Source organism: Micromonospora sp. NBRC 107095 (genome assembly GCF_030269705.1).
Taxonomy (GTDB): Bacteria; Actinomycetota; Actinomycetes; order Mycobacteriales; family Micromonosporaceae; genus Micromonospora; species Micromonospora parva.
In genome coordinates this window covers 519,858-546,718 of the sequence record NZ_BSTU01000004.1, presented here as the reverse complement: position 1 = coordinate 546,718, position 26,861 = coordinate 519,858, and the positions used below count along the sequence as shown (strand labels likewise).

The following is a 26,861-nucleotide window of genomic DNA, read 5'->3' as shown; positions in this document are numbered from 1 at the left end:
GGGTAACGGGAGGTGTGGCGGAACAGGCCAAGCCGGTCCAGTCCCACCAGGGTCAGCACAATTCCGGCCAGGAGCACCAGCCACTGCTCGACCAGCGGATACAGCGGTACGGCCCACCCCTACGTGAATGTCACGTCGTCCGTGCAGGAGACCGGGGCCGGTCCGGAGAACCACGGCGATTCGGCGGCCGTCGATGTGTGGGCCTCGGCTGGGGCCAAGACGGCACGTCGACGGTCCGGCTGTCGCCGCTCACCGCCGTGATGGTGCAGGTGTGGGCGCCTCGATGATCTTCAGCAGCGGTCACGCCCGCCCTGCATCTCCCCTCCCCGGCGCGTCTACACCAACCAACTCAAGCCGGACACGCGCCACGACTTTGCCGGGGCCCTGGACCGGCTTATGTAACACGCCTTAGGCCGCTACCCAGTGTAATTTGCCGTTGCCGATCTTGCCTATTGATGCTAGCCATGATAGAAAGAAGATCATCGATCATAGTTGCCGAGGGTATCAACGAACAACGGCGTTTGCGTGTCGGTTCGGGGGCGGAGGCATGCGGTCCATCATCTGGCAGGAAAGTGTCACTGGAGGTGAGAGCTATATTCTCTCTTACAGTTTCTACCACCGCAGAGGAACTGCAGGGCATGTATCCACTCGAGTCCTATTCGGTCGATAAACGAAAGCTTGCCGTGATCGCCGCAGCGTGCCGGGAAGGGCCCAGCACCGTTGCCTCATTGGTATCTTCCATGAGCAGCGCCTTTGCATCAATACATGGCCTCGGAGCAATGAAACCAAGGCATGACTTTATGGACCACTGCTTGCCCTTCCAAGTTACCCTAAACACATCGGACATGCACGAGATATTGTCGGGTCTCACCAAGCAGGCAGCCATCGTCCGACTTACAAAAGGGGCGAAAGCCTTCCCGTTCGATGAATTCGAAAAAATCATAGCAGCCCGTTCGGCAAGATTTGCCTTCAGGCCCGCAGCCAGCCGTGGCTATCTGGACGCGGCTTCTCAAGCTGTGTGGCAGAACGCCCTGGAGTTCTATTCAGAGCTGACGGTCGAGGAAGTCGCGATGGTGTGGGACATCGCCGCAGGGCAGCACGAGGAAGCGCGTGGCCGCAAATACGACGTCCGAGTTCTTGAGGAATTGTCGAAAGGTGGAACGACCCTCACGCGCTGAGCGAGCGGGATTTCAGGGGGACGAGGCACCCTCGGCGCGCCGTCAAATCACGCCACACGAGCCGAACAGCTAACCGAGAGGTTGTGAAAATGAAGGGTTTGTCCGTCGATTCTGGTGTCGCCGAGAGCGCACACCCGCTGACACATCTAGATGCAACGGGTGCCGCCCACATGGTCGAGATATCGCCGAAACCCATCACCTATCGTGAAGCCATTGCCTCGGGGATCGTATTTATGGCTCCGGAAACCCTGAAGCTCGTCACGTCCGGAAAAGGTGCTAAAGGCGATGTCCTGGCAACGGCTCGCCTTGCTGGGATTACGGGGGCCAAGCGTACCAGCGACCTTATTCCACTGTGTCATCCGCTCTTCCTTGAGAGTGTCGCGATTACCTTTGAGAGCCTACAACCGAACCGTCTGCGCGTGGTCGCCCGAGCTGCGACGACCGGGCGGACCGGTGTCGAGATGGAGGTCCTGACGGCTGTGGCCGTCGCCGCCCTTACCGTGTACGACATGTGCAAGTCCGCCGATAAGGAGATGTCCATAGGCGAGGTGCGGGTCGAAGAGAAAAGCGGCGGAAAAAGTGGCTACTACAGGCGTCAGGCCTAACAGAAGGCGGCACCTGATGAACATCGACGCCCTCTATTTTGGGGTAATTAGAGAGCAGATATGCAAGAGACCGCGCGAGACCTTCGACGACCTGCGAGCGCCAACGGTTGAGGAGTTCTTGGTTCAGCTCACATATAAGTATCCAGACCTCCAAAAGCTGCGAGGCCGACTGCGGGTGGCGGTGAACGAGGAGTTCGTCGACTTAAATCATGTACTTAGTCATGGCGACGAGGTAGTGCTTATTCCGCCGGTTGCAGGTGGGGCGGGCAAGTACTGTCGCCTAGTGACTCACGCACTTGATATCGGCGAAGTCATCGCGGCTGTCACGGCACCCGATCACGGCAATGTGACAACTTCCACCTGCTTTGTTCGCAACATTAGTCACAGCGGCAAACTCACTGTGCGGCTTGAATTCGAGGCCTACCCCTCGATGGCAATCCAAAAACTTGGAACGATTATTGATCGTTGTGAAGCAATGGCCGACAACGTCCGCGTTGCGATCGCCATCCGGACGGGGGTTCTCAACGTGGGTGAGATCATTCGAGTGGTTGCGGTCGGCGCCCCGTCGCTACGAACAGCCCATGACATCCTCGGCAGCTGCATGGAAGCGATGCGAGCGGACATTCCGATCTGGAAGAAAGAGATCGGCCCGACGGACGGCGAATGGGTTAACGCAGCCGGGATCCCTGTATTCAACCAAACGCCATGAACAATGAGGTTGCAGAGCAGGGACCGCTCGTGACCGCACACGACGTTCCCGGCGGCCCAAGGTTCGCTCGTCAGCCACGGGACGTATACGACAGGCCATTGGAGGACCTGCGGCTATCCGTAACAGATCGGTGTAACCTACGCTGCGCTTACTGCATGCCAGAGGAAGAGTATGCGTGGCTATCGCGGGGCAATTTTTTGTCCTTTGACGAGATTGTTCGCGTCGTCGATGCATTTCTCCAGCTCGGCGTCCGAAAAGTGCGGCTAACCGGCGGGGAGCCGCTGCTACGCGGCGGGCTGCCGGAACTGGTCGCCCAGCTAGCGAGCAGGTCAGAGTTACGCGAGATCGCTATGACCACAAACGGGATACTGCTAACGAAGTACGCGAAGGCTCTCAAAGCGGCGGGACTCAGTCGAGTGACGGTTAGCCTGGACACTTTGCGATCAGATCGTTTTTCTAGGCTCACACGCCGAACCTCCCACACCGATGTGCTGACCGGCATTCGCTCGCTAGCCGACGCAGGCTTCACCGGCACGAAACTCGACACAGTGGTAGTGCGCGGCTTCAACGAAGACGAACTTGCCGACCTAATCGAATTCGGCCGCACGGTGGCCGCCGAGGTCCGGTTCATCGAGTACATGGACGTCGGGGGAGCAACGCATTGGTCGAGAGAAAAGGTCTTTACACGCCCGGAAATGCTGGCGTCGCTTAGTAGGCATTTCGGGCCAGTTGAGCCCGTCGCCGGCCGTGGAACCGCCCCGGCCGAGCGCTTCGAGCTGCCTGACGGCCATACTTTCGGCATCATCTCATCGACGACTCGGCCATTCTGCAGCACTTGTAACCGCAGCCGGCTGACTGCTGACGGGATGTGGTATCGGTGCCTATACGCACTCGGGGGAGCCGACCTCCGGACGCCGCTTCGCGATGGTGCATCCATCCAGGAACTCGCAGATTTGATCAACGGACTTTGGAAGGCCCGTCGAGATCAAGGGGCCGTAGATCGTCTTCAACACCGAGAGCGTGGTGCGTTAGTCGGCGTAGATGCCCTGACGAGCGATCCGCACCTCGAGATGCATACACGCGGCGGCTAGTCCTCTCTCTTCGTAGGGGAGATCTAGCTAGGCTTGCGACAGGAGGACCATGTAATGGCCGCACCGAGCACCCCGGGAATCGAAACCAAGAGGGAGTACGAGCAGTATTGGCACGCGCATCAACGGGAGATGACTCAGAATGCACTTCTGTTCCCCGAAATTTATCGCGCATTCCGTCGGTACGTTGAGCGGCCCATGACCTCCAAGATGCTCCGCGATCTTCAAGCCTCTCGGCTAAATAGGATTCTGAAAAAAGCGACTGAGCAGGTGCCCGCGTACGCCGGCCAGGTTTCGGAAGCCATGGCCGCGGCGGACCCGTTCGAGTGGCTAGACGAATTTCCGCTCACTTCCCGCAAAGAACTCGCGAAAAGGCTCCCCGACTACTGCGCCGATGATATAAACCCGGTGGATTGCAAGGCCGTAGTCACGTCGGGTACTTCCGGTATACCCCTGAAGCTCGTCGTTAGCAGCGAACATTTGGCTCACATGCACGCAACGGCGATGAGGCGAAACCACGCCTATGGGTTGGCGATCGACCATAAGGTTCTCCGGCCGTTCTGGTCATTGTTCCCCCGTTGGTCCGAGTATAACTACCCCCCTTGGGGGCTTTGCCGGATGGCCGAATGGGGCCCTGCCGACGACGATTCTTATCTCGCAGAGATGATTGCGCGGTCACGTGAGTTCCGCCCCGACACATTGTTCTTACGCCCGTCCCACTGCCTAAAGTTCCAAGATGCGCTCGCTACGTTCCCTGGGCCACCTTTGCAATTGCATGCAATCCAAACCTACGGCGAAGTTCTTACCTCCGCCGCAAGGCAGAGGCTTGTCGAATACTTTGGTTGCCAAATTTACGACCTCTACGGCATGCGGGAGGTCGGAACTATCGCGGCTCAGTGCGAGCGCGGCGCCTACCATATTGAAGCAGAACGAATCTGGCTCGAAGTGGTGGATGAGAACGGGCGACCCGTTCCCGACGAGACGCAGGGGGAGATTGTCATCACCAACTTGGTGAACGAGGCGATGCCACTAATCCGGTATCGCACTGGCGACCTAGGGGCACTTCGAGTGAGTCCATGTGAATGCGTCAGGCCCCACAAGGTGCTCAGCTTAGTCGGCGGGCGCCGTCCTGGGATGATCAGACTGTCGGAAGATAAGACGGTCGACGCCTTTCGGGTCGTTTCAACAATCAGACGTTACCCAATCGAGCGTTTCCAAGTAATCCAGGAGTCGGACTTGAGTGTAACGATACTCGTTAGTCCAGGTGCATCCTTTACCGAGGCTCACGAAAGGGAGATTGTCGAGCACGCAGACGCAGTCCTGCAAAAATTGGTTACTGCTCGGATCGATTCCACCGGCCGACGGCCATTCCTTAACTCGACCGGGGGGAAAGCAGCTGATTTCGTAAGTCTTGTCGAATCTGGAGAATCGCCATGACCCGGAACGGGCATCACCGCGTAGGCAACCGCTAGCCCGTTCCGAGCCGTGCCGGGCTGCATCAGCCGCCGTCTTCGCCAGCGAGGAGAATTTCGATCTGGCTGATCAGTTCCTGCTTAGTCATGCTTACCCACCTCCCTTCCTTTGTCGGAGGTTGAATGGATTGTCTCACCTCCGAATTGGTAAATCAATGCCTTACGAGGGGAACCTCAGCTTTTGGGCTAAGAACTGCAGGAGGAAGGATTGTTGTGACGGGAACCCAAGTTCTTGAGGTGTGCGGCGTGGCGCGGTCCTTCGGCACTCGCCCGAGAGTTCAGGCGCTGCGCAATGTGAGCTTCGAGGTCGCCGCTGGCCAAGCGGTCGGGCTGCTCGGGGAAAACGGTGCTGGCAAGACTACCCTGCTAAAGATTATCGCAACTCTGCTATTGCCGTCGGCGGGTACTGTTCGCATCTGCGGTAATGATGTCGTCAAAAATTCACGGGCAGCGCGATCATGCCTTACCGTGACCTTTGGGGGAGAGCGGGGCCTCTATAACCGGCTTTCAGGACTGGATAATCTAGTGTTCCTAGGGGGATTGTCCGGCATAAAGCAGGGAGTTCGTGCTCGGTCATGGGAAGCGCTTGAGCAGGTGGGGCTCGCCCGAAGGGCGCGTACTCCCGTCGAGGAGTATTCCAGGGGGATGCGTCAGCGGCTGCATCTTGCTTCCGCGCTAATGATGACTCCTCGCCTGCTCTTGTTAGACGAGCCGACGGTAGGACTCGATGTGTTAGAAGCGGCACGGATCAGGGATGTTGTGCGCGACCTTTCACGGTCGGGTGTCGCCATCCTGCTCACGAGCCACAACCCAGCTGACATAGAGCTACTCGCTGAACGCGTGGTGGTGCTCCAGGCCGGGACGGTGACCCATGACATGCCTGTGTCGCAGTTCCGTCGGCGCGCCGGCTTTGTCGCCCAGATCCGGCTCCATGGTGCAGGGGAGCCCCCATCCGCAGATGACGTTTGCGCTACCACAGACGGTTGTCGGGACGTCGAGATATCGCGGGATACAGGGGAGGGAAACTGGACGCTCACTCATCACGTTCGCAACTGGGAGCCGAAGGTGCTAGCGGACCTGGCACGAACCATCGCCCACCACAGCATACACGATATCGAGATTACATCGGTAGGCGTCGAAGCTGTTCTTCAGTCGTTATACAAGGACAGGTAGGCGGTGTGCGGATTTTTGCCGTCAGGACGCTTGCCAACTGCTGGGCGCTCTGGCGAGGATTCGTCTTGCAGCTGTGCGATATGAAGGCGTTCCAGTTGACCTTCGTGGTCGCCGTTGTCCAGCCTTTTGCGTTCGTCGTGCTGATCGTGCTTGCCCGACCAAATCCGGAGAGCGAGTACCTGGCGCGGGCACTCGCGGGCACAGCGGTAATGGGCATTTGGTCGAACGTCGTGTGGTCTTCCGGAAACCTTCTTCGCCAGGAACGTCTAGAGGGCACACTCGCCGCGGTGCTGGTCCGGCCGGCCTCTCTGGTGGCGGTCGTGCTCGGCCGGAGTCTGGCCGTTGCTGTGGCGAGCACCTGCATAATCGGGCTGACGCTCTTGCTGGCGTCAGCATTGCTGGGTATGGAGCTGGCCGTATCACCCAGCCCTGCACTAGCGCTGGTGCTCCTCCTCACGATTGGCTCCGCCACTGCACTCGGCGTGCTCCTCGCCTCCATCATGCTGGCCAGCCGAAGTGGCCAACGCATCCTCGGCACCCTGATGTACCCCGTGTTCGCGCTCGGCGGCCTAGTGATCCCGCCCGAGTCCTTGCCCCCCTTTGCGCGCTGGCTGGCGGACCTGATCAGCCTGCACTATGTCACGGTGATGGCCTCTGATCTCGCCTCGAACCGGCCGGTTCAGAATGAGGCAGTGCTTTGGGTGCTGCTTCTTAGCGCTGGATACCTCGCGGCAGGCGTTTTGGCGCTGCATAGGTCGGTCCACCATGGAAAAGCGGGGGGAAGCCTTGAGTTTGTCTAAGTGCACCGACGCCGACCGACCATTTTATCTAGAGGTCGTCCGCTTGTCGGCCGTGGATTACCTTCGCCAGGCCAGTCCGCGGACGCTCGTCTGGACCGTACCGACCCGCGCCAGCATGCAGGCACTCTTCTTCGTGCTACTTGCCGGATATGCAACGGGTTCTAGTGGGCGATACTACGCCTTCCTCGGGTCAGTAGCGTTCGCGCCCACGATGGCTCTGATAGCCAGAGCTCCCGACTTGATCGGCGATGAAGTGTGGCAGGGAACGATGCATCGCCTGCGGCTGACCCGCCGTCCAATTGCGGTGATAATGCTGGCAAGATCATGGATTTACCTGGTGGAGGGGGTAGCGGCCGCCCTCGTCGTGCTGTGCGTAGTGGGCCCGAGTACCGTTGGCTTCTCACGGACTCTCAGTGTGCTAGTTGCGTCGCCCATCGTGATAGTCACCGCGTTTAGTTGTCTCTGCCTGGGATTGTTCATAGGCGCTGCGGCTCCACGTCGCCGCCTTGACCTCCTCCTAGCCAACGGGGCCACCTATTTGCTTTTGCTCACGAGTGGCGCCGTCATCCCACCCAGCTCCATCCCACTGATCGACCGCCTGGGAAGCATACTGCCGTTGCGGCACGGCATTGCGGCAATGCGTGGCGTCGTTGCCGGAGCACTGCCGGTCGACGCTTTGCTTCGGGAGATGCTGGTGGCGGCAGGATGGCTGACGGCCATGTGGGTCATGTTGGTAATGCATACTAGGCGCGCAGCCTCGAATGGCAACGCGGAAAGCGTGTGATCCTGCTTGCCTGGCGGTGTCTCTGCAGCTCAGCGACCACTTTCGGCAAGCGATGACAAGCTTGGTGCGATTACTGTCAGTAACAAGGGGTTTTGACAAGCAATGACAAGCCTTGAACGAGGCTCGACATGAGGTTGTTCTGGGTTCGAATCTCCTCGTTTGCCGCGAGAGTCTGGTGTGAAACCGGGGGTGCGCCGGTTGAGGATCACCTGCTCAGTCTCACATCCCGCCCAGTGCATGAGAACGTTGGCTGAGTGCTCAACGCAACGAGTGGTCCGCGGCGGCCGGCAGGCCGAGGCAATGGGCGGTGAGCCGGCACAACATCCGCCGCCAGGTGGCTGAGATCGCCATTTCGATGTTCCTGGCCGCAGCCGGCCTTCTCTGCGCCTGGCTGGCGACCTTGCCGCTGCGCGGCGCTCCCTGATTGCTTCAGTCAAATTTGCCGTCCTCGGGCTCGTCATCGGCTGTGGAGTGCTCGCGCTACTCGGTCGGGCCGCGATGTGGTTGCTGCGAGCAGAAGAGTGCGCACTGTAACCTGCAGGTTGTGGACCATATCGGTTCTGCTGCTGACCTATGGAGGCGGCTCTGTCGGCTCGGGCAACTGCGTCCGCGTGACTACGACGCGGATCTGGTCCGTAGTGTCAAGACTGAGTTCGGCTTGCTCCCGGGTCGGGAGGTAGCCCGTGAGCTCGACCGGCTAGGTGTGCAGGCGGAAGCTCTTGTACGCGTGGTGCTGCGTGATCTACACCCCTTCGCGATGATGATGACCGATTTGCTCAGGCTGTATGAACGGATCGCCGCGGCGAGCGCAACCAGAGACAGTCTGCGGATCGTGTACGAGTTCTCCGAGGACGACCAGCTTGACGTCCTGCTGTCCGCGTTCCGTGAGCAGGTACGGGTGACTCAGAGCAGCATCCAGTCGGTGCTGCGCCTCGAGATCACGCTCGACCAGCTATGGAGGTTTCCATTCTCAGCTCCGATCAGCAATCTGTCGCCAGAGTTGGAAGCGTGGGCCGCGACCTATGACGCAGGCTTCTGGCCAAATAGCCTTCCGGCGCCAGCGCCGACCGGAGCCCCGACGCTCGACGCTGCGGTGGCTGACACCATGGCCGTGCTGCGCGCGTACCTCGACCGAGCCAGATCGTTGGCTGCTGACCGTCGCTCGCTTTGGCCTGGCACCCGAGACCTGCTGCCGGCTGACGCCGAAGTCGTTGGACTTAGTGACGCCGAGCGCTGGCTCCCTCATCGACTGTTCGGTTTGCACTCGGAGATGGCGAAGGCGGCCGAGGGTCGGTTGTACGGGAACCGGATCGCAGCGAGGTTGCGTGGTTGGCTCGACGACATCGACTGGCGGCAGACCGAAGCAGAGATCGTGCGCGAGGCTCTCGAGGAGGTGCTTGCGCTGCCGATCTGGGGCAAGCGCCACGAGTTCTACTCGGCGTGGCTGGTGACCGAGTTCGACAAGGCCCTTCCCGGGCGATTGACCTTCAGAGTCCACGAAGGTGTACTGGCGTTTCCCTTCCGGGCCACCCCAATAGCGGACATGGACAGCACTGCAGGCCCCGTCCAGCTCTGGGCCGAGACGCGGTCGCCGTACCATGCTCCAATTAGTGCCTCCCGCAAAAGGGGCATTCAGCCGGACTACAGGTTCCTTGCAGGCCCAGACCTGGAACGCGACACGCTCCTCGCGGTCGAAGCAAAGCAATACCTACGCCCTGCCGCCAAGAATCCCGGACAGGCGCTGGCCGACTACAGCGGGGGCCTACCCACAGCGCTGGTTATCTTGGCCGCATACGGTCCGGTGAGCCAATCCGCCATTACCTACGTCCCCCAAAGTCGGCGGCATCGGGCACAGGTGCACGACTACCTGCGTCCCGGCGCCGTGGCCTGCAGCAGCTTCCAACAGCAGATCACTGCAGCGCTGCCGCCTCCCAAGCCGAAGCTCGCCACCCAGGACGCAACGCTCGAGCTTCACTGGGATCCCGTGGTCCCGGATCTGGACCTACATGCTCACGTCAGGAGGGGCGACGGCGAGCAGCATGTCTTCCATGAGCAGCCATCCAGTGAGCACGTGGAACTCCTGAAAGACGTGCTCGACGGTCGAGAGCCCGAAAGAATGATCATCAGGCAGGGTAGGGACGGAATTCCCCTGCGCATTGATATCGAGGTCTGGGTATATAGCCCAGGCGCGGCCCTGGGCGACGCTCATCCATCTATCTCAGTCCCCACGGACCGCGGGCGACTCTCGGTCTCCCTGCCTGCGTCAGCACCTCCGACCGCCCGTACCTGGTTTGCGCTCACGATCGATGCGGACGGCACCGTCGATGTCCATCGCGAGTTCGCACAGCCTCGTGAAGGTGTCGACCAGGATGTCTAGCCGTGCCAGAAACCCACGCCAAGCGGTCTCCGATCCAACCGCGCGACGTTCCCTCATCGCCTGGACGGCGATCATTGCGGCCTCGACCTCCTGACGCTTTGGAGAGAAGCAGAGGCCACCGTAGGTCAATCTGTGGCTCTCCAACGATCGCGTTCGGCGGCTCGGTAGTCGCCTTGGGCCTGACGCCGGTTCGTCGTTCATCGGAACGTAGGGGGCGTGGGCGGAGTCCGAGTCCGCCGGACCGGAGGCAACGTTCCAGCGGTGCGATCAGGACTGGGCGTCCGACAACGGCTAGCCGAGCAGGCGCTGGGCAACCTGGACCGGTAAGCCGCAGCCGCACGGCGCGCAGGGTGCACACGGCACGGCGGGAGTGTCTGAACCGAATCTTGATCTTCAGCACGCTGCATCTCTCGCCGTGCTGGGCGAGACCTGGCGCATTACAATGGACCCCGCCACATCGGGGCGCTGGTAGTGACCGTGCTGGGAGCGCAGGCGTTACAGCAGGCCGACGAGTCGTAGGGGCTCGCGGAGGCCGTCCATGGTGCGTGGGTGCTCGTGGTCCAGGCACTTAATCAGAACGTCGTCGGTCCCCTTCGGTACCTTAGAGACGTGAAACGTCCCCCACTGGGAGCACTTCTTGCAGATCAGACCGAGGATGAACGGCCGGAGCAGATAGAGGCCGCGCTCGTCCTTGATGTAGAGGCTGCTGTCCTCAATGTGGCCGGGATATTCCAAGGTCTGCGTCGGTACGACCGAGTGATCGCCCATCATCTCTCGATATCTGACGGTCGACGTGTCTGCGAGTGAGTCGTACCTTACGTTGAGAACATAGATGAGCTTCAGGTCGCAGAGGAACTCGGCGGCCGCGAGTACAGTCTGAAGGTCGACCTGTGACTGCTGCAACGCCTCATCGACGTCGTCCTCCTGTTCGTGGGCCTCGTCGTTACGGCTAGCCTTAAGCCGCTCCCACGCTTCCGCGACGCCGGGACGGTTCCAGTAGCCGCGGACCTCGATGAGGGGCGCTGAATCCGGGAGCCGCGAGAGTGCTTTGGGGAGTCCGAGGAGCACGTTGAGCCAGTCATCAAAGGTCGTGCCGCGGCCGGACTGAAGCTTGGCGCGGATGCTGCCGACTGCGCCGAGAGAGATGCCCGCCTCCCGGGCCGCGACCACGCCGAGGAGCGCGACGTAGGTCGCCACGGCCTCCGCCATTCTCAGGGTTCGCTTGAGCACGGTCTCGGCTGGGTCCGAACCGAGCGCAACGTGGACGTGGCGCCACCGCAGCGCGATGGGATAGGGGTACCTCGTCCGAACGGCGTATGGGAAGTCGTCAACAAGGCTGGCGGCCTGCGTCCGCATCCGCAGTCGTCGCCCTGATTCCAACAGGCGGCTGCGGGCGGACCGGGGCTCGTCGAGGAACACGGTCTCCAGAAGCGACGTGGCCTCGGACCGCCACGCCTCCAACTGACCGGCCGCATGCTTCAGGTCCTTAATTGCCGACGTCAGTGCTTTGTCGGGCTGGGGAACCCGGAGCTCGCGAAGCCCAGTCAGCGGGATATGCATCGGATTATCGAGCATTATCAGGGTCTTCGCGAACGAAGTGCCGAGAAAGAGCCGGAGCAGTTCGATCTGAGTGTCCGAAACGCCAGCGCGCGGGCGCAGGATCAGCAGCGTATCCGAGGCAACAGCCGGCAGGTCTGCCTCCGACACCTCCGCGACCAGCAGCCCGCTCGGGTCGTCACGCCGCGCGATCCGGCGGACCAGCAGGTCTCCCGGGCGCAGCAGCTGGCTGTCGCTTACGGCGGCCCACAGGTCGTCCTCCTCCGATGGTGCGAGCGTGCCATCGCGCAGCACATCCCGGGTTCGCAGAACCCGAGCCGCTCCCGGTTCACGATCCGATTTGAGAAGCTTGCGGTCAAGCGTGAGGTTGATTCGGCCATCCGGGGTTTCGCACAGCTCGCTGAGCGCGACGAGGTGACCGAACTCCGCCCACGCCTGCTGCCGCCTCGCCACAGCCGGATCGTTGCGATCGAAGCCATAGCCGTCCGCCGGAGCGACGGGTATTCGGGTCGCATACCCATGCTTCAACCGGTGACCGCCCTTGGCCCGCAGCACACGCTCGAAGTCCTCCGCGATCGCGTCCGGCTCGCCCTCCGCCGGAATCCGGTAGATGCGCGTCGGCTTGGGCTGACGGTCGGCGCCGGCGCGGAGCACGATCGCCGCGACCGTGAACCTGGGGTCGACATCGTCGAAGACGTTCGTGGCATAGATGACGCAGGGAACCTGCCACTGTTCGCCCAGCCTGGCACGCCAATCCGCAGTCGTACGCGACTCCACCGCTGCCCCTGGAAGAATGGCCGCCATCACCGACTCGGGATCCGCAGGCGCGCACTCCGCTAGGACCATCTCATAGGTGTTGGCGTAAGGAGTGCGGGACGGTCGTGGACGGGGAACTGGGCTGTTCAGCCTCTCCCACGGCGGGATCGCCACCACGGGGCCGTCGGTTAGCCGGCTCGCGAGCACCTCGCCGAACGCCTCGGGCGCCACCATCACCGCCTGCGCCCATAGCCGGGTGGGTGGCACTTGGACGGAAGACTCCGCGACCACGGGGGTCGGGGTCCGGCCGTCGAGGGACGCAACAGCGCGCTGCACGAGCCGGGTGAACAGGTCCCGTCGCTGGCCGGTCGTCATCGCCATGATCGCCACGACTGCACCCTAATACTCTAACGTCACTTGATCTTGACGCAACAGTCTCAATATGTTCGGCGGTCTACGGCTGGGTGGACGAAGGTCGCGCGGCCCTGACTTTCGCCGTCCGGGCGCTGATGTTGGCGATGCTCTTCAGACTGTCGACGTACTCTGCCTATCGCGCTGACTGCGGCGGTCTTAGATTCACTCGATTGTGGGCGCACTCGACTTTCCTCGCCGACGCTGCTTGGCGGCGAGGAGCCACACGCCCGACCCGACGGCGGCGACGCCGCGCCCGAACTCCTTGCGGCTGACGATCCGCACCATGCCCGAACACCAACTGGGTATGCGCGGGATCCTGCCGGAACCGATGGGATCGGCACTGACCAGTGTCCGCAGAAGTTGCACCGACTCGTTGCTGGCGGCGAGGGCGTCACCGTGCCGGTCGAGGAGGAGCAGGTGCCCTGCGTGCGCCTTGAGTGCCCGTGCCAGAACCAGTGTGCGCGTGGGGGCGGGGTGCGGCGATTCCCGCAGGAAAGCGACTGCCTCGGTGCTCGCCCCCGGGGCGCGCGGGGCTCGGACCGGGTGGCGAGGACATTGCTCAGGTCGGTCAGGGCGATCCCCAACGCGAACGGGTTCTCCGAGTCCAGGCTGCGAAACAGCGCGACGGCCTCGCGGGAGTAAGGCTCCGCTTCCGCGTGGCGGTTGGTGGCATCCGCCGCCATCATGTTCTGGAGCGAGATTGCGAGGTCCTCGCCGTGTGCGTGCGGGTCCGCCGCCGCGAGAGTCCGACGCGCCGTCAGTGCGGTCGTGGTAAGCCGTGGGCCACCGGATTGCGCGAATCCGAGCCTTCCCAGGGACACGGCGAACGTCCTCGAATCCGGGTTCGCTGGCTTCAGGGCTAGGGTTTCATGGTCGTCAGCTTCTTTACACTTGAGCTAACCTGCGGTGACCGCTCATCGGCATGGGCGCACGCTGTCGGTGCCCTTTGGCACGATGGCGTCTGTCCCCGTAGTGGTCGAGTGGGTGGAGTGGCATCTGTGAAGGCAGACGCGTTGAGTCCTCGTCAGTTGTTCGACGGCAAGATGCACTACGAGATCCCGCCGTTCCAGCGGCCGTATGTCTGGAACGAGGAAGATCAGTGGGCGCCGCTGTGGGCCGACGTGGTTCGGGTCGCCGAGAGCCGCGTCGTCGCCGCAGGCGCTGAGCCAACTGTGCCACACCACTTCTTAGGCGCGGTTGTCTACGAGTCGAAGCCCCCTGTCGTCGGGGATGTCACTCGACACATGGTGATCGACGGGCAGCAGCGCATGACCACGATCCAACTGATGATCGATGCCGTCCAGGCGGCAGTCGCCGAGCATGGGCACGACCTCCTCGCTGAAGACCTCGAAGAGCTCATTTTCAACCGCTCGTCGGCCTTCAAGGGCAAGCCCGAGCGTTTCAAGCTGTGGCCGTCCAAGCATGACCGGCCTGCGTTCGCCCAAGCGATGGATCCCAAGCCCGGCTGGGAGGGGGAGCACCGGATCATCTCTGCCCACGAGTTCTTCACTAACGAGACTCACGCCTGGCTCACCGGAACGCCCGACGACGATGGCAACACCCCACCGGGATCCGAACAGGCGCGTGCGGCGGCGCTGTCGGCAACGCTGAGGGATGGGCTTTACATCGTCGCGATTAATCTGACGGGCCACGACGACTCCCAACTGATTTTCGAGACACTCAACGACCGAGGGACCCCGCTTCTCAAGGCTGACCTGATCAAGAACTGGGTGTTCCAGCGGGGCGTGAAGGCCGGCGCCGACGTCGAGGACTGGTCGGAGACACACTGGGTCGACTTCGACGATGACTGGTGGCGGGCCGAGATCGTCCAAGGCCGTCACCAGCGCTCCCGCATCGACATCTTCGTGCAGTACTGGCTCACCATGCGGTTGCGAGACGAGGTGAAGACTGAGCAGGTATTCCGGGTGTTCACTGAGCACGCCGGGCCCTCCATGTCCAGCCCTGAAGACGCCGACAAGTTTTTGAGCGAATTCCGCAAGGACGCTGACACCTACCGCGCCTTGACGAATCTCCCCGAGGACACGGTCCAGGGATCGTTCTACTCCCGGGTCATCGAAACGATGGGCTTGGCCGCGACCAGCCCGCTACTGCTGTGGCTGTTGTCGGACAACCACAAGGTGCCCGAGAAGCAGATAGAGATCGCCCTCGGGGCGCTGGAGAGCTGGGTCATGCGCCGGACGTTGCTTCGCATGACCATGAAGGACGTCAACAAGACAATGGTCTCCATCCTCAAGCTCCTGGACCGCTCGCCGATCGACACGGCGGGCGACGCCGTCCGGAACTTCCTGGGCGCTCAACGGGCAGACGCACGTTTGTGGCCTACCGACGCGACGATGAAGGCCGAGCTTCCCTCGCTCAAGCTTTACGGATACCTCCGTCAAACGCGCTTGCGCGTCGTCCTAGAGGCGGTTGAAAAGAAGCTTCGCACCAAGTACCACGAGAACATCGCACTCCCGGCCAAGCTCGAGATCGAACACGTCATGCCCCAGTCGTGGCAGACCCACTGGAACCCCGAGCCGAGGCTCACGCCTGAGCAGGCGGCGGACCGTAACCGACGCATCCAGACTCTTGGCAACCTCACCCTAGTGGCGAAAAGTCTCAACGGCGCCCTGTCGAATCGGCCGTGGACGGACACGGAGGCTGTGGGCATGACCTCCGGCGGTGAGGCCGGCTTGGGCAAGCGCAGTCTGCTAGAGAAGTACAGCCTGCTGGTGTTGTCGAAGGACTTGATCAAGGATCATCCCGACCTTTGGTGTGATGCCGATATCGAGGCGCGGGCAGCGGAACTGACGGACCACATCTGCCAGGTGTGGACCGGACCCCCCGTCGGCACAAACGCAGGGGAAACGACCCAGCCAGGCGGCTCTTCGATACCTTCCCAACCAACCCGGGGTGAAGTGCCAACGAACGCGGTCCACGGCCGGACCTGACTCGGCGGCTGTTCCCAGCGGAAGGCAGCCAGACCCCGCCATCCACACGACATCAGCCCTCGTGACGCTCGAACAGAACGTCGGCGTCCTTCCGGCCCTCGTGTGCCTCCGGGGGCGCGAGAGCCCGCGCCGGCCAAACTGGTCTTTCGTCATGCCTCTGCTCTGGACCTCGTACGCGTCGGCCGCCAGTCGCCGACGTTCCGGATCGGAGTCGGGGCTGTGTAGAACTCTCCGACCCGCAGAGGGCCTTCGCCGATTCCGAGCCCACTCCCAGCCCCTGGCCGATCGCGGCGCGGCGCATTCCCGCCTCCTGAAGCGCGACCGCCCGGCGGCAGTCAGCACGCATGCCGTAAGGCGGGCGCGACACGGTGGCAGGGCCAGAGGGGGCGACCAGACCTGGCGGGGTCCCTGTTTGCGACCCCCGTTTACCCCCCGAAAACCCCGCCCAATCGTTGACGAAGGGTGACAAGGAGCGATGAGCGCCTGGCAGTGTCTCCGCAGCTCAGCGACCACTTTCGGCAAGCGATGACAAGCTTGGTCCGATTACTGTCGGTAACAAGGGGTCGTCGGTTCGAATCCGGCCGTCCCGACAGCGAGAGGGTTTCCACAGGTCAGAGCCTGTGGAAACCCTCTTTTCGTGTTCACGGTGGTTCGTCGAGGTCGAGCACGCCGCTTATCGACCCCTTGACTCGACGGGTCACCGACATGGCTCTACTGGACCTCACCAAGCTCACCGCCGACCTGTCCTCGACCTTGGCAGGGTACCTGCGCGACTGGGACCGGACGCTGCGGCGGGCAACTATCCGGAGACGACCCGGTACAACTACCTCCTCGCGGCAGCGCAACTGGCCCGCTACCTGGCCGAGCACTCGCCCGATCCCGATGCCGCCGACGCCGCAGAGGACCCCACCGAGGTGACCCGGGGACATGCGGAGGCGTTCCAGGCGTGGATGATCGAGACTCGGTCCGCGTCGACCGCGCTGAACAAGCACAAAGGTCTGCAGCAGTTCTTCAAGTGGTTGCTGACTGAGGAGGACATCGAACGTTCCCCGATGGATCGGGTCCGACAGCCCAAGACACCACAGAAGCTGATCCCGATCGTCCGGGACGAGGACACGAAGAAGCTCCTCGACGCCTGCAAGGGCAAGACCTTTCCGCACCTGCGCGACGAGGCGATCATCCGCCTGTACTACAACACCGGAGCGCGTCTGTCGGAGGTCGGGGGACTGTGGATCTAGGGGTGTTTCCGGCCTGACCTGCCAGGCGTTGTGCCTGGTGAGGAGGGTGCCGTGATGACCGCGACGCAGAACGATCAGGCTGGACGGAAGAAGCGGGCGGGGCCGTCGGCGGAGGCGAAAGCCGCCGTCGAGCTGGTCCGGGCGGCCAAGGAACAGGGCTGACGGGTCCGGATGGGCTGTCGAGGCAGTTGACCAAGACGGTCCTGGAGACCGCGTTGAACGAGGAGATGACCGATCATCTCGGTTATGCCAAACACGAACCCGACGGCGCCGGCTCAGGCAACATCCGTAACGGCACCAGGGCGAAGACGGTGCTGACCGACAGCACCGGGCCGGTGCCTATCGAGGTGCCGCGGGATCGGGCGGGCACGTTCGAGCCGCAGATCGTCCGCAAGCGGCAGCGCCGGTTGTCCGGGGTCGACGAGGTGGTGTTGTCGTTGTATGCCAAGGGGTTTGACCACCGGTGAGATCTGGGCGCATTTCGCCGAGATCTATGGCGCCTCGGTCGGCAAGGAGACGATCTCGCGGATCACCGACAAGGTGATCGAGGAGATGACCGACTGGTCGCACCGTCCGTTCGATGAGATTTACGCGGCGGTGTTCATCGACGCGATGTGAGGTTCCCCCGGTAGCTCGGAGGCTTTCGATCATGCTCTGATGGAGCTGAAGGGAGTCATTCGTGGCAGCACCGAAGAAGTACCCCAATGAGCTGCGTGAACGTGCGGTGCGTTTGTATCGGGAGTCGGACCCGAAGCCCGTGATCCGGCAGCTGGCCCGCCAGCTCGGGGTGCATCACGAGGCGTTGCGGAACTGGATCCGCCAGGACGAAGCCGACCGCGGCCAGCGTGACGATCGGCCGACGACCTCGGAGGTGGAGGAGCTGCGCCGGCTGCGGCGGGAGAACGCCGAGCTGAGGCGGGCCAACGAGATCCTGAAAGCCGCGTCGGCTTTTTCGCCTCGGAACTCGACCCGACCCGGCGACGGTCGTGACGCTCGTCGACGAGCTGAAAAGATCGCTTCGGGGTCGAGCCCGTCCTCCGGGTCCTCAACATCGCCGTGTCGACCTACTACGGCTGGCCCGCCCAGGCCGCCAACCCGTGCGCCCGGCGGGAGGATGCGGAACTGGCGGTGGAGATCGCGGAGATCCACGACGTGTCGGGCGGCACCTACGGCAGTCCACGGGTGCACGCCATGCTGCGCCGGCAGGGCCGCCACGTCGGCCGCAAACGGGTCGAGCGGTTGATGCGCGACGCCGGCCCGCAAGGCGCGTTCCTGCGCAAGAAGTGGCGCATCCCCTCGACCCGGTCGAACCCGAAGGCGACACCGGCACCGGATCTGGTCAACCGGCAGTTCAGCGCTGCGGCGCCGAACCGATTGTGGGTCGCTGACGCCACCCGCATCCCCTGCGGCGAGGGCGTGTTCTGGTTGGCCGCCGTCCGGAGGTGTTCTCCAACCGCATCGTGGGCTGGCGGTGCTCCGACCGCTGCGACACCGACCTGATCCTCGGCGCCCTCGAATGCGGCATCTGGTCGCGCGACGTCCGCGACGGCCAACTGATCCACCACTCGGACAGGGGATCGAACTACACGTCTTGCCGCTTGGCGCAACGCTTGGCTGACAACGGGATCCTGCCCTCGACGGGCTCGGTCGGGGACTCGTTCGACAACGCGCTCATGGAGAACTTCTGGTCCACGTTGAAGATCGAACTGGTCTACCGCAACTCCTGGCGGACCCGCGACGAGGCAGAGAACGCGATCTTCACCTACATCGACGGCTGGTACAACACCCGCCGCATCCAGAAAGACCTCGGCTGGCGATCCCCAGACGAGTACGAAACCGCCTGGCACACTCACCAGGCACAACACGACGAGACGGCTATCGTTCAGCCTGAGCCCACCGGCGCCAGGTAACCAACCCTCCGGCAAACCCGGGGGAACCTCACATCGACGCAACTCGGCCCCCGCAAGTGGGTCATCCCGTGAGATTGCTCATCCGCCGCTGACCGAATGCCGACCAATGCCTTCCGCCGGCACCGGCGTGGATATCTCATGTTGTCGGACCGTTATCGATCATGGACGTCGCTCGGTGGGGAGCCAGCACGCATGGAACAGGTCTTTCGGATGTTATTGGTGCGCAACGCCGAAGCGGCGGATCCCCAGACCGATGCGGTATCGGTGTCGAACACACCGCTGCAGCAGGAGTTGGGCGGCGTCACCGGCGACGAGACACGTAGCGAGGTCATCGAGCGCGCGAAGGCGTTCGTCGGCAGTAGCCGGTTCGTCGACGACGCCGAGCGGGTAGCCGGCGGGCCGAAGCTGCGCGAGCTGCGTACCAGGCTGAGGGAGCTGCGGGACCCTACCGAGGATCAGGTGGAGCAGACCGTACGCGACATGCTCGGTGACGGCTACGCCGAGCAGGTCGGCGGTACGACGTGGCGGGAACGCAAGGAACAGTTGGCCGACAGCGCGCTGGCGCTGAAGCTGCTGTCCACCAGCGATCCGGGTGCGATGGCGGAGCTGGTCGGGTTGCTACGCACCGTGCGCTTCGTCGAAGCCTGGGTGGACCGCAACGGCACCGACCGGGCGGCGGCCACCCTGCCGATCCTCGACATGCCACTGGTGCTGCCGGTGCTCTCCGGGCTGAAGCTGGCGCCACAGCGGCCGAACACCACCGCACCTCCGGCACGTGCGGTGCCGACGCTTGCGGACTTGCAGCAGGTCGGGCGGCAGGGGCAGGTCATCGACAGCGTCGTGCGAGAGCTGACCACTATCGCTCCCCGATTCTTCCGCACCCAGGACGGCGACCCGCAGGAGCCGGGCGGCGCACGGCTCGACGACGGCCGACCCACGCCGAAAGCTGCCGCGAAGGCCGCTGGCATCAGCATCGCGGGCACCCAGGACCGCCCCCGCCTCGGGCTCTCCGACGCCGGCGTCAAGGTGATCAGCGAAGCCAGTCGCCGTTACCTCGGTCAACTGGGGCTGGACCTGTCGCGGGACTCGGTGAGCCAGGTGGTGGCTCGGCTGGACACGGAGAAGGCCGGGTTGGTACGCGACCTGCGCCCCACGGCGGGGAACACCGTACTGGCGCTGGCCGACATGTTCCGTGCCGGCTCGTACGGGCTGGGTGGTGCGTTCCTGTGGCGGTTCCCCGGAGGCGACCGGCAGCCGCTGCCGACCACGCACGGCACGGTACGGCCGATCGGGGAGGGTGAGTTGCTGGTGGTGCGGCAACAGCTCACCGGATACGAGCCTGGCGAGGTCGCCCACATCGAGAACGTGCTGCGGGGTGAGAACAAGCAGCGCACCCACCGGCGTCGCGAGGTCACCGAGGAGATCTTCGTGACCGAGCGCGAGATCGAGCGGGAGGAGGAGCGCGACCTGGAGACCACCGAGCGCTTCGAGCTCAGCCACGAGGCGTCCGAGGTGCTCAAGGAGGAGGCGGAGGTCGAGGGCGGGCTGCGGATCCGCGCCCAGGTCAGCCCCGCCGTGCTGATCGAGGCGAACGCACGGGCGGCGTACACCAACGCCCGCGAGAGTTCCCGGAAGAAGGCCAGCGAGTACGCCCGTGAGGTGGTCGACAAGTCGGTGAACAGGCTCGCCGAGCGAATCCGTACCCAGGAGACGCTGCGGGTGACCCGCGAGGTGGAGGAGATCAACGACCACAGCGTCGACAACGTCGACGGGGACGGCCACGTGGTCGGTGTCTACCAGTGGGTGGACAAGTGGTATGAAGCCCAACTGTTCCGCTATGGCGGTCGCACCATGTACGACTTCGTGATTCCGGAGCCAGCGATGTTCCTCACCGGTGCGCTGGAGGAGGACGCCACCCGGGAAGTGGGGCGACCGCGCCCGGAGCCGTTCCAACTCGACGCCAGCCAGCTCACCGAAGCCGACTACCTCTACTGGGCGAACAAGTACCACGCCACCGGCGTCCAGCCGCCGCCGCGGTTCGAGGAGACCCGCTCGGTGACGTTCTCCTCGGGTGGCGGCGGTGAGGCCGGCGACATGTCTCAGCGCCAGGACCTGCCCATTCCCGAGGGGTACAACGCGGTGCAGGCCCACGTCACTGCGGGCTTCTCCGGATCCCAGATCTACATCTCGGTTGGGCGCAAGGTGTTCCTGTACGAGGCGCACTCCGGCCTGCGGTCGACGAACCTCGACCTGGAGGAAGGCACGATCCCGGTCACGATGGTCGCCAACGACACGCCGCTGTTCGCGGTCAGCATCGAGGTGGTCTGCCGGCGCACGGAGCGGGCGATGCTGGACTGGCAGATCCGTACCCACGCCGAGATCAAGCAGGCGTACCTGGAGCAGCAGGCGCGGTTCGACGAGGCGACGGCCCGGGCGGCGGCAAACCACGGGGTGGTCATCGACGGCCGCAACCCGGGGGCCAACCGGGCGTTGGAGCTCACCGAGCTGAAGAAGGCGTGCATCTCGGTGCTGACGCACCAGCACTTCGACGCCTTCGGCGCGGTGGAGACCGGTGCGATGGGGGTGCCGCAGGTGGACGTGGCGGTGGTCGAGGAGCAGGGCAACTACATCCGGTTCTTCGAACACGCCTTCGAGTGGCAGCTGATGAGTTTCCTGTTCTACCCGTACTTCTGGGGCCGGAAGAGCACCTGGCTCGACCGGGTGCGGTACGACAACAGCGACCCGGAGTTCGCCGAGTTCGTACGCTCTGGTGCCGCCCGGGTGCTGCTGCCGGTGCGGGAGGGGTTCGAGACCTCGGTGGAGCACTTCATGCGTACCGGACAGGTCTGGCAGGGCGGGCCGCCACCGGAGATCACCGACCCCGAGTACCTGCCGATCGTCAAGGAGATCCAGGAACGTACCGGCGCCCCGGGCGACGAGGTGCCGGAGGGGGCGCCCTGGCGCGTACGCGTGCCGACCCGACTGGTCCGGCTGCGCCCGGAAGGCGGGCTACCGAGCTGGGCCAAGCATGACGACGGCACCTGGCGGCCGGACGAATCGGACGCCCGGTGACGGGGCCGGCGGCTCGGCTCCAGCATGGATGGTAACGAGGACTTCGGACGGTTCCTGGAACTGCTGCTGGCCGACAGCATCGCCGCAGGCTGGTTCAATCCGGACGCGGCGGGCTCACCGGCGTCACTGACCGGTGAAGTGATCCCGTCGTACCGCATCACCCTGCCCCCGGCGGGTGAGGACGGCGGCGGTGACCCGCCCGACGGGGGTGGTGCCGACGGCGGGAGCGAGCCGTCTCCGCTGCGGCAGGCGTTGGCGGCGGTGCTCGCCGACGGCGGCACCGCCACGCTGGGGCGCGCCAGCTCCCCTACGGTGCGTGCGCTACTGGACCCCACGGCCCGCGACGAGGTGCGGCGTACGGTGAGCGCCGTCGTCACCGCGACGGATGCGTACCGAAGCGAGCTGGACGTTGCCGTACCATCCGACGCGCCGCACGACATGGTGCTCGCGGCGCTGCTGTCGCTGCTGCACGGACCGGCGTGGGGTGCCGCCCAGACCCGGCTGCACGCGTTGCTCGCCTGGTATGAGCGGACGATCGCACTCAGCGTGGTGATCACTGTTGAACGGTTGGGCCGCCGCGACTCGGAGCCAGCCATGTTTCGCGACCTGACCAGGGCGGTGCGGCTGGGCCGCAACCGGCTCAGCAGCGAAATACGCGCCCTCGTCGACGCCACCGTCCACGTGCCGCACACCCACCAGGCGCTGGTGGAACGGCAACTCACCATGCTCGCCGGACGGCGGGCCGACTGGCAGCGGCGACAACTGGTGGCGCAGTTGGCCGGGGTGGCACCACCGACGCCGGCCGACCTGGAGGCGTACCGGCGGCTGCGGGTGTTGACCCGCCGTCGGACCGACTTGGAGGCGGTGCTGAGCGCGGGCCGGGCCGAACGGGAGCGGCTGCGCCGACAAGCCGGTTCCTCCGCGGAGACCCGCGAGACCCGATCCGCTAGCAGGGCCCAGCTGCGGGTGCTCTGGCCCCAGATTCAGGAGCAACAGCAGGAGCTCGCGACGACGAGCCGCGAGATCGCCAGCCTCCGCCGGACGCTCAGCGGCGCGACGATGAGCCGGATCGCCACGTACCAGGACGCCGAACGCCGCGGAATCCGGGACGACGAGGCCCGCCAGGAACGCGACGCCCTGCTGCAGCGCATGGACCAGGAACTCACGTCGTTGACGAGCCAACGGCTGTCGGTCGCCGACGAGACCGGCCGCTGGCAGCGGTACGAGCTGCTACTGGAGCGGCTGCTGAAGAACAATCACAACCTCGGGCTGGAACTGTTCATGGACTCGTTCCTGAAGGTCAGCTCGTCGGCGGAGCGGCGCCGCGACATCGGGATCTCCGCACACACCACCGGCCAGGTGCAGTGGCTGAGCTACCCCGGCCACGGCGACAACGCCGTCGACTGGAACTGCCACGCCGGCCTGCCGCTACTGCTCTCCGCCCCGCAGGAGTTCCAGCTTCCCGAGCGGTTCCGTGCCACCCCAGACGACGCGGCGGCGTACCGCCTGGCGGGGGGAAGCGCGGTGGTCGAGGCGCGCGCGTCCGACGACATCCAGGACATCTTCGGCAAGATCGCGTACGGCCTGCTCGGCCGGCAGGGGTCGCAGGAGACGGAGCTGGGGGCGCTGCTGCGCGCGCACGGCGACGACGAGATTGCCCCGGCCGAAGTGCTCACCCGTTCGTCCAGTGGCAGCGAGGTGTCCCGGCTACTTACCGGATTGGTCGCCCGCAACCTCACCCCGATCGAGAACGCCGCAGCCTTCAACGCGCTGCGCGCGGGGATCGTCCGGGACCTAGAAGCCGGTGTGGTGCGTGCCCGTGGCCTGCCGGTGGGGACGGTGCTGTTCCGCCGAGATCGGCTGCACGCCGACTCGGGCGTGTTCGGGCTGGGTCGCATCGTCACCCCCCGCATCACGGTGGGCGAGCTGCTCACCTCGGTACGGGAGTTACTCTCCAGCGACAGCAGCTCCGCGTACGACACCGAACGGCGCAGGTTGGTCAACCGGATCTGGCAACTGCTGCTGTGGCTGCGCTCGGCCGGCGCCGACGACCACCGGCGCGCGGCCTCGGTGTCGGTGGGCCACACCTACCGCGGCAGCACGCCCGACGACCTGACAGTACGGGTCTACTACTCCCACATGTATGACATCGCGGTGCGCTCCGGCACTCAGGTCAGTGTCGGCGACCAGCTCGGGCTCACCGGCTCCACCGGCAACGCGGTCAACTCGCACGTACACATCGAGATATTCCTCTCCCGGGGTGGCAGCCAGCTCGGCGCCTGCCTGCCCCACGAGTTCTTCCCGCTCACGTCCTAGCTGGGGCTGACAGTCCGGGCCCACAGGCGGATCGGCTTGCTGTCCGCCGATCGGGATGGCGTCGTGAACGCGCAGCACCAGCTGGACATAGTTCGTGTCGATCATCGGATTCCAGTACGTCTCATGTGTGCGACGTAGACGTAGCGGTGGCCAAGGACGCTTGACCACCGCCGGAGCCCTCCGACACCGCGCCTGGCGCTACTCCCGGTGACAGCGCCGGGCGAGCTTCGCGGTGACGGTGGGCCGATCAGATGAACGTGAGCGAGCTGAAGAACGCCGGGTAGCAGTCGACATAGATGTCGTAGACGCCGGGCGGCACGTGCACGGGGCCCAGGGTGGCCCCGTTGGAGCACCGGGCGCTGACCGCGGTCGTCGGCTGGCCGGTGAGGGTGCAGCCCTGGAACACGATCAGCCACGGGTCGATGTACTGCCCGGCGTACGGGCAGGAGCCCGACATCACCGAGTAACCGCCGCCCTTCGCCGGTGAGGCGGCGGCCGCCGTCGACGTCGTGACGCTCAACGTGCCGGCGGAGCTCGCCGATGCCCGCTCGGCTCCGATAGCGGCGACAGCCGCGTCGCCGCTCGGCGCGGGTGCCGCGACCGCCGCGGACGGTGCGGCCATGAACGCGGCGAGCATCGCCGTCGCGGCCAACAGCAGACTGGATGCGCGGAGAATGCCGGATGGTGCTCCGGCGGAGGGTCGACTACGCCATGTCATGACCAGAACCACCTCTCGAGTGCTGTGCGATCTGCGGATGCTGGGGCGCGTACCTGGTCGCGCCCGACCCGGACGTGCCGTCGTCTGACGTCCATGGCGAAGCGTTCCAGGGTGCCGGTGGCCGGGTCTTCGTGACATTGCGAGAACCGGGTCGCCGGCGTACCCCGGTTCTTGTGAATGTCCGCAAGGCTGTCCGGTCCGCGTCAACCGGGCGGCGTGGCCGGAGCGCATCGATTACCGTTGATTGGCATGGGCGGTCTGTTCAGCCTGTGGCGGCAGCGAGTGGCCGACAACGCCCGCCGGGCGGTGGACGCCTACCAGGAGGAGCTGCTGGAATACCGCAACCTCGCGGCCATGCCGCGGGTGCGGTCGGAGATGCTCGATTTCGCGGTCTTCCTCCGTCAGCGCACGGTCGACCTCGCGGCGGACAGCGCGCCGTTCCACGTGCAGGATCTGGACCTGATGGCCGCGATGGGCCGCCAGCGCGGCGAGAAGGGACTCACCCTGACCGCGCAGCGGCAGGTGCTGCTCGTGCACACCCGGCTGACGCTGCGCGAGGTGTACGAGGCGGCCGGCCCGAACGACATCGCCGCGACGATGCACACGCTCGCCTGGCTGGCTCCCGCGGGACTGGCCGCCCAGGGCGCGTACACCCGGGGCTGGATCGAGGGGCAGCGGCGCACGCTGGCGACCGTCGCCCAGGTGCGGCTGCTGACGGTGATGCTGCTGGCCGGCGACGACAGCGCGACCGACCTGGCGCGCGGCCTGCACATGCCGGTCCCCGACCACGTCGTCGCGACGGTGGTCCGGGTGGCCGGCGGGTCGCCCGGGCCGGACCAGGCGGCGCGGGACGAGTTCGCCGGCGCGCTGCTGAAGACGCACTGGATGCCGCTGAGCTGGCCGGAGCCGCATGAGGTGGTCGCGCTGATCCCCAGCTCGCCGGGCGGCCGGCAGCCGGCGGTCGAGCGCGCGCTCGCGCTGGCCCGCGACGTGGCCTCGATGACCGGCCGGCCGTGCGCGGCCGGCACCGCGCCTGGGCGGGTGCGCGCGTTCGGCGACGCCGTGGCGCTGGCCCGGCAGGTCAGCGAGGTCGCACCGGTGCGGGCCGTGCCGCGCCACGCGTACACGGTCACCGACGTCTTCGCCGAGCTGGGCGCCGCCCGGCTGGCGGAGGTCGGGCAGTGGCTTCAGGTGGTGGCGGCGCAACTCGACGCAGGCCCCGACCTGGTCGCCACGCTGGACGCCTACTACCAGCACGACATGAACCGGCTCGACACCGCGGCCGCGCTGTGCATCCACCCGCGCACACTCGACTACCGGCTGACCCGGGTGCGCGACCTGACCGGGCTGGAGCCGGGCTCGACCCGCGGCGTACGCGTGCTGAGCACCGCCGTCGCCCGGATCCTCGCCGGCTAGATCAGCAGCCGGATGAACCTGGCAAGCTGCGAGCGGCCCGGCGAGATACTCGCTCACAACTACGCCGCCGCCTGGTTCAGCGTCATCGGCGACCGGAAATCAGCCAGGCCACACCTTGCCTTGATCCGGGGCCGGGCGACCCGATGGCCCTGGAACGACGTGGGCGCCAACCCCATGGCCGTCTATCGCGTTCACCGGCTGCGGGCAGCGCTGGGCATCTGATCCAGCGTCCCGTTAGGGTACCGACAATCGATGCGGTGGTGAGCCACTCGATCGTCAACGCGGGCCGCCTCTCGCGCACCACCGACCCAGAGTCGACGGGCGAGG

Annotated in this window: 20 protein-coding genes and 2 pseudogenes; 19 read left to right on the top strand and 3 right to left on the bottom strand. The window is 64.8% G+C overall.

Annotation, left to right across the window (positions count from 1 at the left end):
- Positions 1-638: 638 nt before the first annotated feature.
- From QSK15_RS22295 to QSK15_RS22260, 9 genes are all read left to right on the top strand, one after another.
- Positions 639-1,178 (top strand): hypothetical protein, encoded by a 540-nt coding sequence (locus tag QSK15_RS22295; protein ID WP_285796104.1) that lies wholly within the window; start codon positions 639-641, stop codon positions 1,176-1,178.
- 89 nt (positions 1,179-1,267) lie between these two features.
- Positions 1,268-1,783, top strand: coding sequence for a cyclic pyranopterin monophosphate synthase MoaC (moaC, locus tag QSK15_RS22290; RefSeq protein WP_285796103.1), 516 nt, complete (start codon positions 1,268-1,270; stop codon positions 1,781-1,783).
- Between the two features lie 16 nt (positions 1,784-1,799).
- A complete protein-coding gene (locus QSK15_RS22285; RefSeq protein WP_285796102.1) occupies positions 1,800-2,492 on the top strand; it encodes a molybdenum cofactor biosynthesis protein MoaE in 693 nt (230 codons plus the stop codon).
- A complete protein-coding gene (moaA, locus tag QSK15_RS22280; RefSeq protein WP_285796101.1) occupies positions 2,489-3,583 on the top strand; it encodes a GTP 3',8-cyclase MoaA in 1,095 nt (364 codons plus the stop codon). Before QSK15_RS22285 ends, moaA begins: the two co-directional genes overlap by 4 nt.
- Before the next feature lie 195 nt (positions 3,584-3,778).
- Positions 3,779-5,017, top strand: coding sequence for a phenylacetate--CoA ligase family protein (locus tag QSK15_RS22275; protein WP_285796100.1), 1,239 nt, complete (start codon positions 3,779-3,781; stop codon positions 5,015-5,017).
- Between the two features lie 329 nt (positions 5,018-5,346).
- The gene (locus tag QSK15_RS22270) at positions 5,347-6,225 is read left to right on the top strand and encodes an ABC transporter ATP-binding protein (protein ID WP_285796099.1); all 879 of its coding nucleotides are present in this window, start codon (positions 5,347-5,349) and stop codon (positions 6,223-6,225) included.
- A 5-nt stretch (positions 6,226-6,230) separates the two neighbouring features.
- On the top strand, positions 6,231-7,025 hold the full coding sequence (locus tag QSK15_RS22265; protein WP_285796098.1) for an ABC transporter permease: 795 nt from the start codon (positions 6,231-6,233) through the stop codon (positions 7,023-7,025).
- Positions 6,910-7,809 (top strand): ABC transporter permease, encoded by a 900-nt coding sequence (locus QSK15_RS32545; RefSeq protein WP_352232200.1) that lies wholly within the window; start codon positions 6,910-6,912, stop codon positions 7,807-7,809. The genes QSK15_RS22265 and QSK15_RS32545 overlap by 116 nt, the downstream gene beginning before the upstream one ends.
- Positions 7,810-8,275: 466 nt before the next feature.
- A complete protein-coding gene (locus tag QSK15_RS22260) occupies positions 8,276-10,186 on the top strand; it encodes a DUF8600 domain-containing protein (RefSeq protein ID WP_502889634.1) in 1,911 nt (636 codons plus the stop codon).
- Positions 10,187-10,681: 495 nt separating this feature from the next.
- Here QSK15_RS22260 and QSK15_RS22255 read toward each other — a convergent pair whose 3' ends face one another.
- Both QSK15_RS22255 and QSK15_RS22250 read right to left on the bottom strand, forming a co-directional pair.
- Positions 10,682-12,889, bottom strand: coding sequence for a hypothetical protein (locus tag QSK15_RS22255; protein WP_285796096.1), 2,208 nt, complete (start codon positions 12,887-12,889; stop codon positions 10,682-10,684).
- 186 nt (positions 12,890-13,075) lie between these two features.
- Positions 13,076-13,198: a hypothetical protein gene (locus tag QSK15_RS22250; RefSeq protein ID WP_285796095.1), complete on the bottom strand. Its 123-nt coding sequence runs from the start codon at positions 13,196-13,198 to the stop codon at positions 13,076-13,078.
- Between the two features lie 713 nt (positions 13,199-13,911).
- Between QSK15_RS22250 and QSK15_RS22245 the strand changes: the two genes are divergently transcribed.
- The 8 genes and pseudogenes from QSK15_RS22245 to QSK15_RS22215 all read left to right on the top strand — a co-directional run bounded on the left by QSK15_RS22245 (position 13,912) and on the right by QSK15_RS22215 (position 24,400).
- Positions 13,912-15,864, top strand: coding sequence for a DUF262 domain-containing protein (locus tag QSK15_RS22245; RefSeq protein ID WP_285796094.1), 1,953 nt, complete (start codon positions 13,912-13,914; stop codon positions 15,862-15,864).
- A gap of 620 nt (positions 15,865-16,484) precedes the next feature.
- Entirely contained in the window at positions 16,485-17,102 is a 618-nt protein-coding gene (locus QSK15_RS22240; protein ID WP_285796093.1) for a tyrosine-type recombinase/integrase, read from the top strand.
- A gap of 54 nt (positions 17,103-17,156) precedes the next feature.
- A pseudogene (locus QSK15_RS22235) lies at positions 17,157-17,717 on the top strand (transposase); the annotation flags it as partial.
- Between the two features lie 64 nt (positions 17,718-17,781).
- Positions 17,782-17,997: pseudogene (locus QSK15_RS32540) on the top strand (transposase); the annotation flags it as partial.
- Between the two features lie 161 nt (positions 17,998-18,158).
- The gene (locus QSK15_RS22230; RefSeq protein WP_285796092.1) at positions 18,159-18,602 is read left to right on the top strand and encodes an IS3 family transposase; all 444 of its coding nucleotides are present in this window, start codon (positions 18,159-18,161) and stop codon (positions 18,600-18,602) included.
- The gene (locus QSK15_RS22225; RefSeq protein WP_285796091.1) at positions 18,545-19,012 is read left to right on the top strand and encodes a DDE-type integrase/transposase/recombinase; all 468 of its coding nucleotides are present in this window, start codon (positions 18,545-18,547) and stop codon (positions 19,010-19,012) included. The genes QSK15_RS22230 and QSK15_RS22225 overlap by 58 nt, the downstream gene beginning before the upstream one ends.
- Before the next feature lie 264 nt (positions 19,013-19,276).
- Entirely contained in the window at positions 19,277-22,084 is a 2,808-nt protein-coding gene (locus QSK15_RS22220) for a hypothetical protein (RefSeq protein WP_285796090.1), read from the top strand.
- A 24-nt stretch (positions 22,085-22,108) separates the two neighbouring features.
- Positions 22,109-24,400, top strand: coding sequence for a M23 family metallopeptidase (locus tag QSK15_RS22215; RefSeq protein ID WP_285796089.1), 2,292 nt, complete (start codon positions 22,109-22,111; stop codon positions 24,398-24,400).
- A 247-nt stretch (positions 24,401-24,647) separates the two neighbouring features.
- Here the strand turns inward: QSK15_RS22215 and QSK15_RS22210 are convergent, their stop codons facing one another.
- Positions 24,648-25,118, bottom strand: coding sequence for a hypothetical protein (locus QSK15_RS22210; protein ID WP_285796088.1), 471 nt, complete (start codon positions 25,116-25,118; stop codon positions 24,648-24,650).
- A 249-nt stretch (positions 25,119-25,367) separates the two neighbouring features.
- Here QSK15_RS22210 and QSK15_RS22205 point away from each other — a divergent pair, with 249 nt between their 5' ends.
- Both QSK15_RS22205 and QSK15_RS22200 read left to right on the top strand, forming a co-directional pair.
- Positions 25,368-26,534 carry a PucR family transcriptional regulator gene (locus QSK15_RS22205; RefSeq protein ID WP_285796087.1) on the top strand — a complete coding sequence of 389 codons (1,167 nt, stop codon included), beginning with the start codon at positions 25,368-25,370 and terminating at the stop codon, positions 26,532-26,534.
- A 12-nt stretch (positions 26,535-26,546) separates the two neighbouring features.
- Entirely contained in the window at positions 26,547-26,756 is a 210-nt protein-coding gene (locus QSK15_RS22200) for a hypothetical protein (protein WP_285796086.1), read from the top strand.
- Positions 26,757-26,861 lie beyond the last annotated feature (105 nt).

Coding starts and splice junctions, on each gene's coding strand:
- QSK15_RS22215 (WP_285796089.1), top strand. CDS start 22,109: ATGGATGGTAACGAGGACTTCGGACGGTTCCTGGAACTGCTGCTGGCC.
- QSK15_RS22200 (WP_285796086.1), top strand. CDS start 26,547: ATGAACCTGGCAAGCTGCGAGCGGCCCGGCGAGATACTCGCTCACAAC.
- QSK15_RS32545 (WP_352232200.1), top strand. CDS start 6,910: ATGAGGCAGTGCTTTGGGTGCTGCTTCTTAGCGCTGGATACCTCGCGG.
- QSK15_RS22205 (WP_285796087.1), top strand. CDS start 25,368: ATGGGCGGTCTGTTCAGCCTGTGGCGGCAGCGAGTGGCCGACAACGCC.
- QSK15_RS22275 (WP_285796100.1), top strand. CDS start 3,779: ATGACCTCCAAGATGCTCCGCGATCTTCAAGCCTCTCGGCTAAATAGG.
- moaC (WP_285796103.1), top strand. CDS start 1,268: ATGAAGGGTTTGTCCGTCGATTCTGGTGTCGCCGAGAGCGCACACCCG.
- QSK15_RS22285 (WP_285796102.1), top strand. CDS start 1,800: ATGAACATCGACGCCCTCTATTTTGGGGTAATTAGAGAGCAGATATGC.
- QSK15_RS22250 (WP_285796095.1), bottom strand. CDS start 13,198: ATGGTGCGGATCGTCAGCCGCAAGGAGTTCGGGCGCGGCGTCGCCGCC.
- moaA (WP_285796101.1), top strand. CDS start 2,489: ATGAACAATGAGGTTGCAGAGCAGGGACCGCTCGTGACCGCACACGAC.
- QSK15_RS22295 (WP_285796104.1), top strand. CDS start 639: ATGTATCCACTCGAGTCCTATTCGGTCGATAAACGAAAGCTTGCCGTG.
- QSK15_RS22210 (WP_285796088.1), bottom strand. CDS start 25,118: ATGACATGGCGTAGTCGACCCTCCGCCGGAGCACCATCCGGCATTCTC.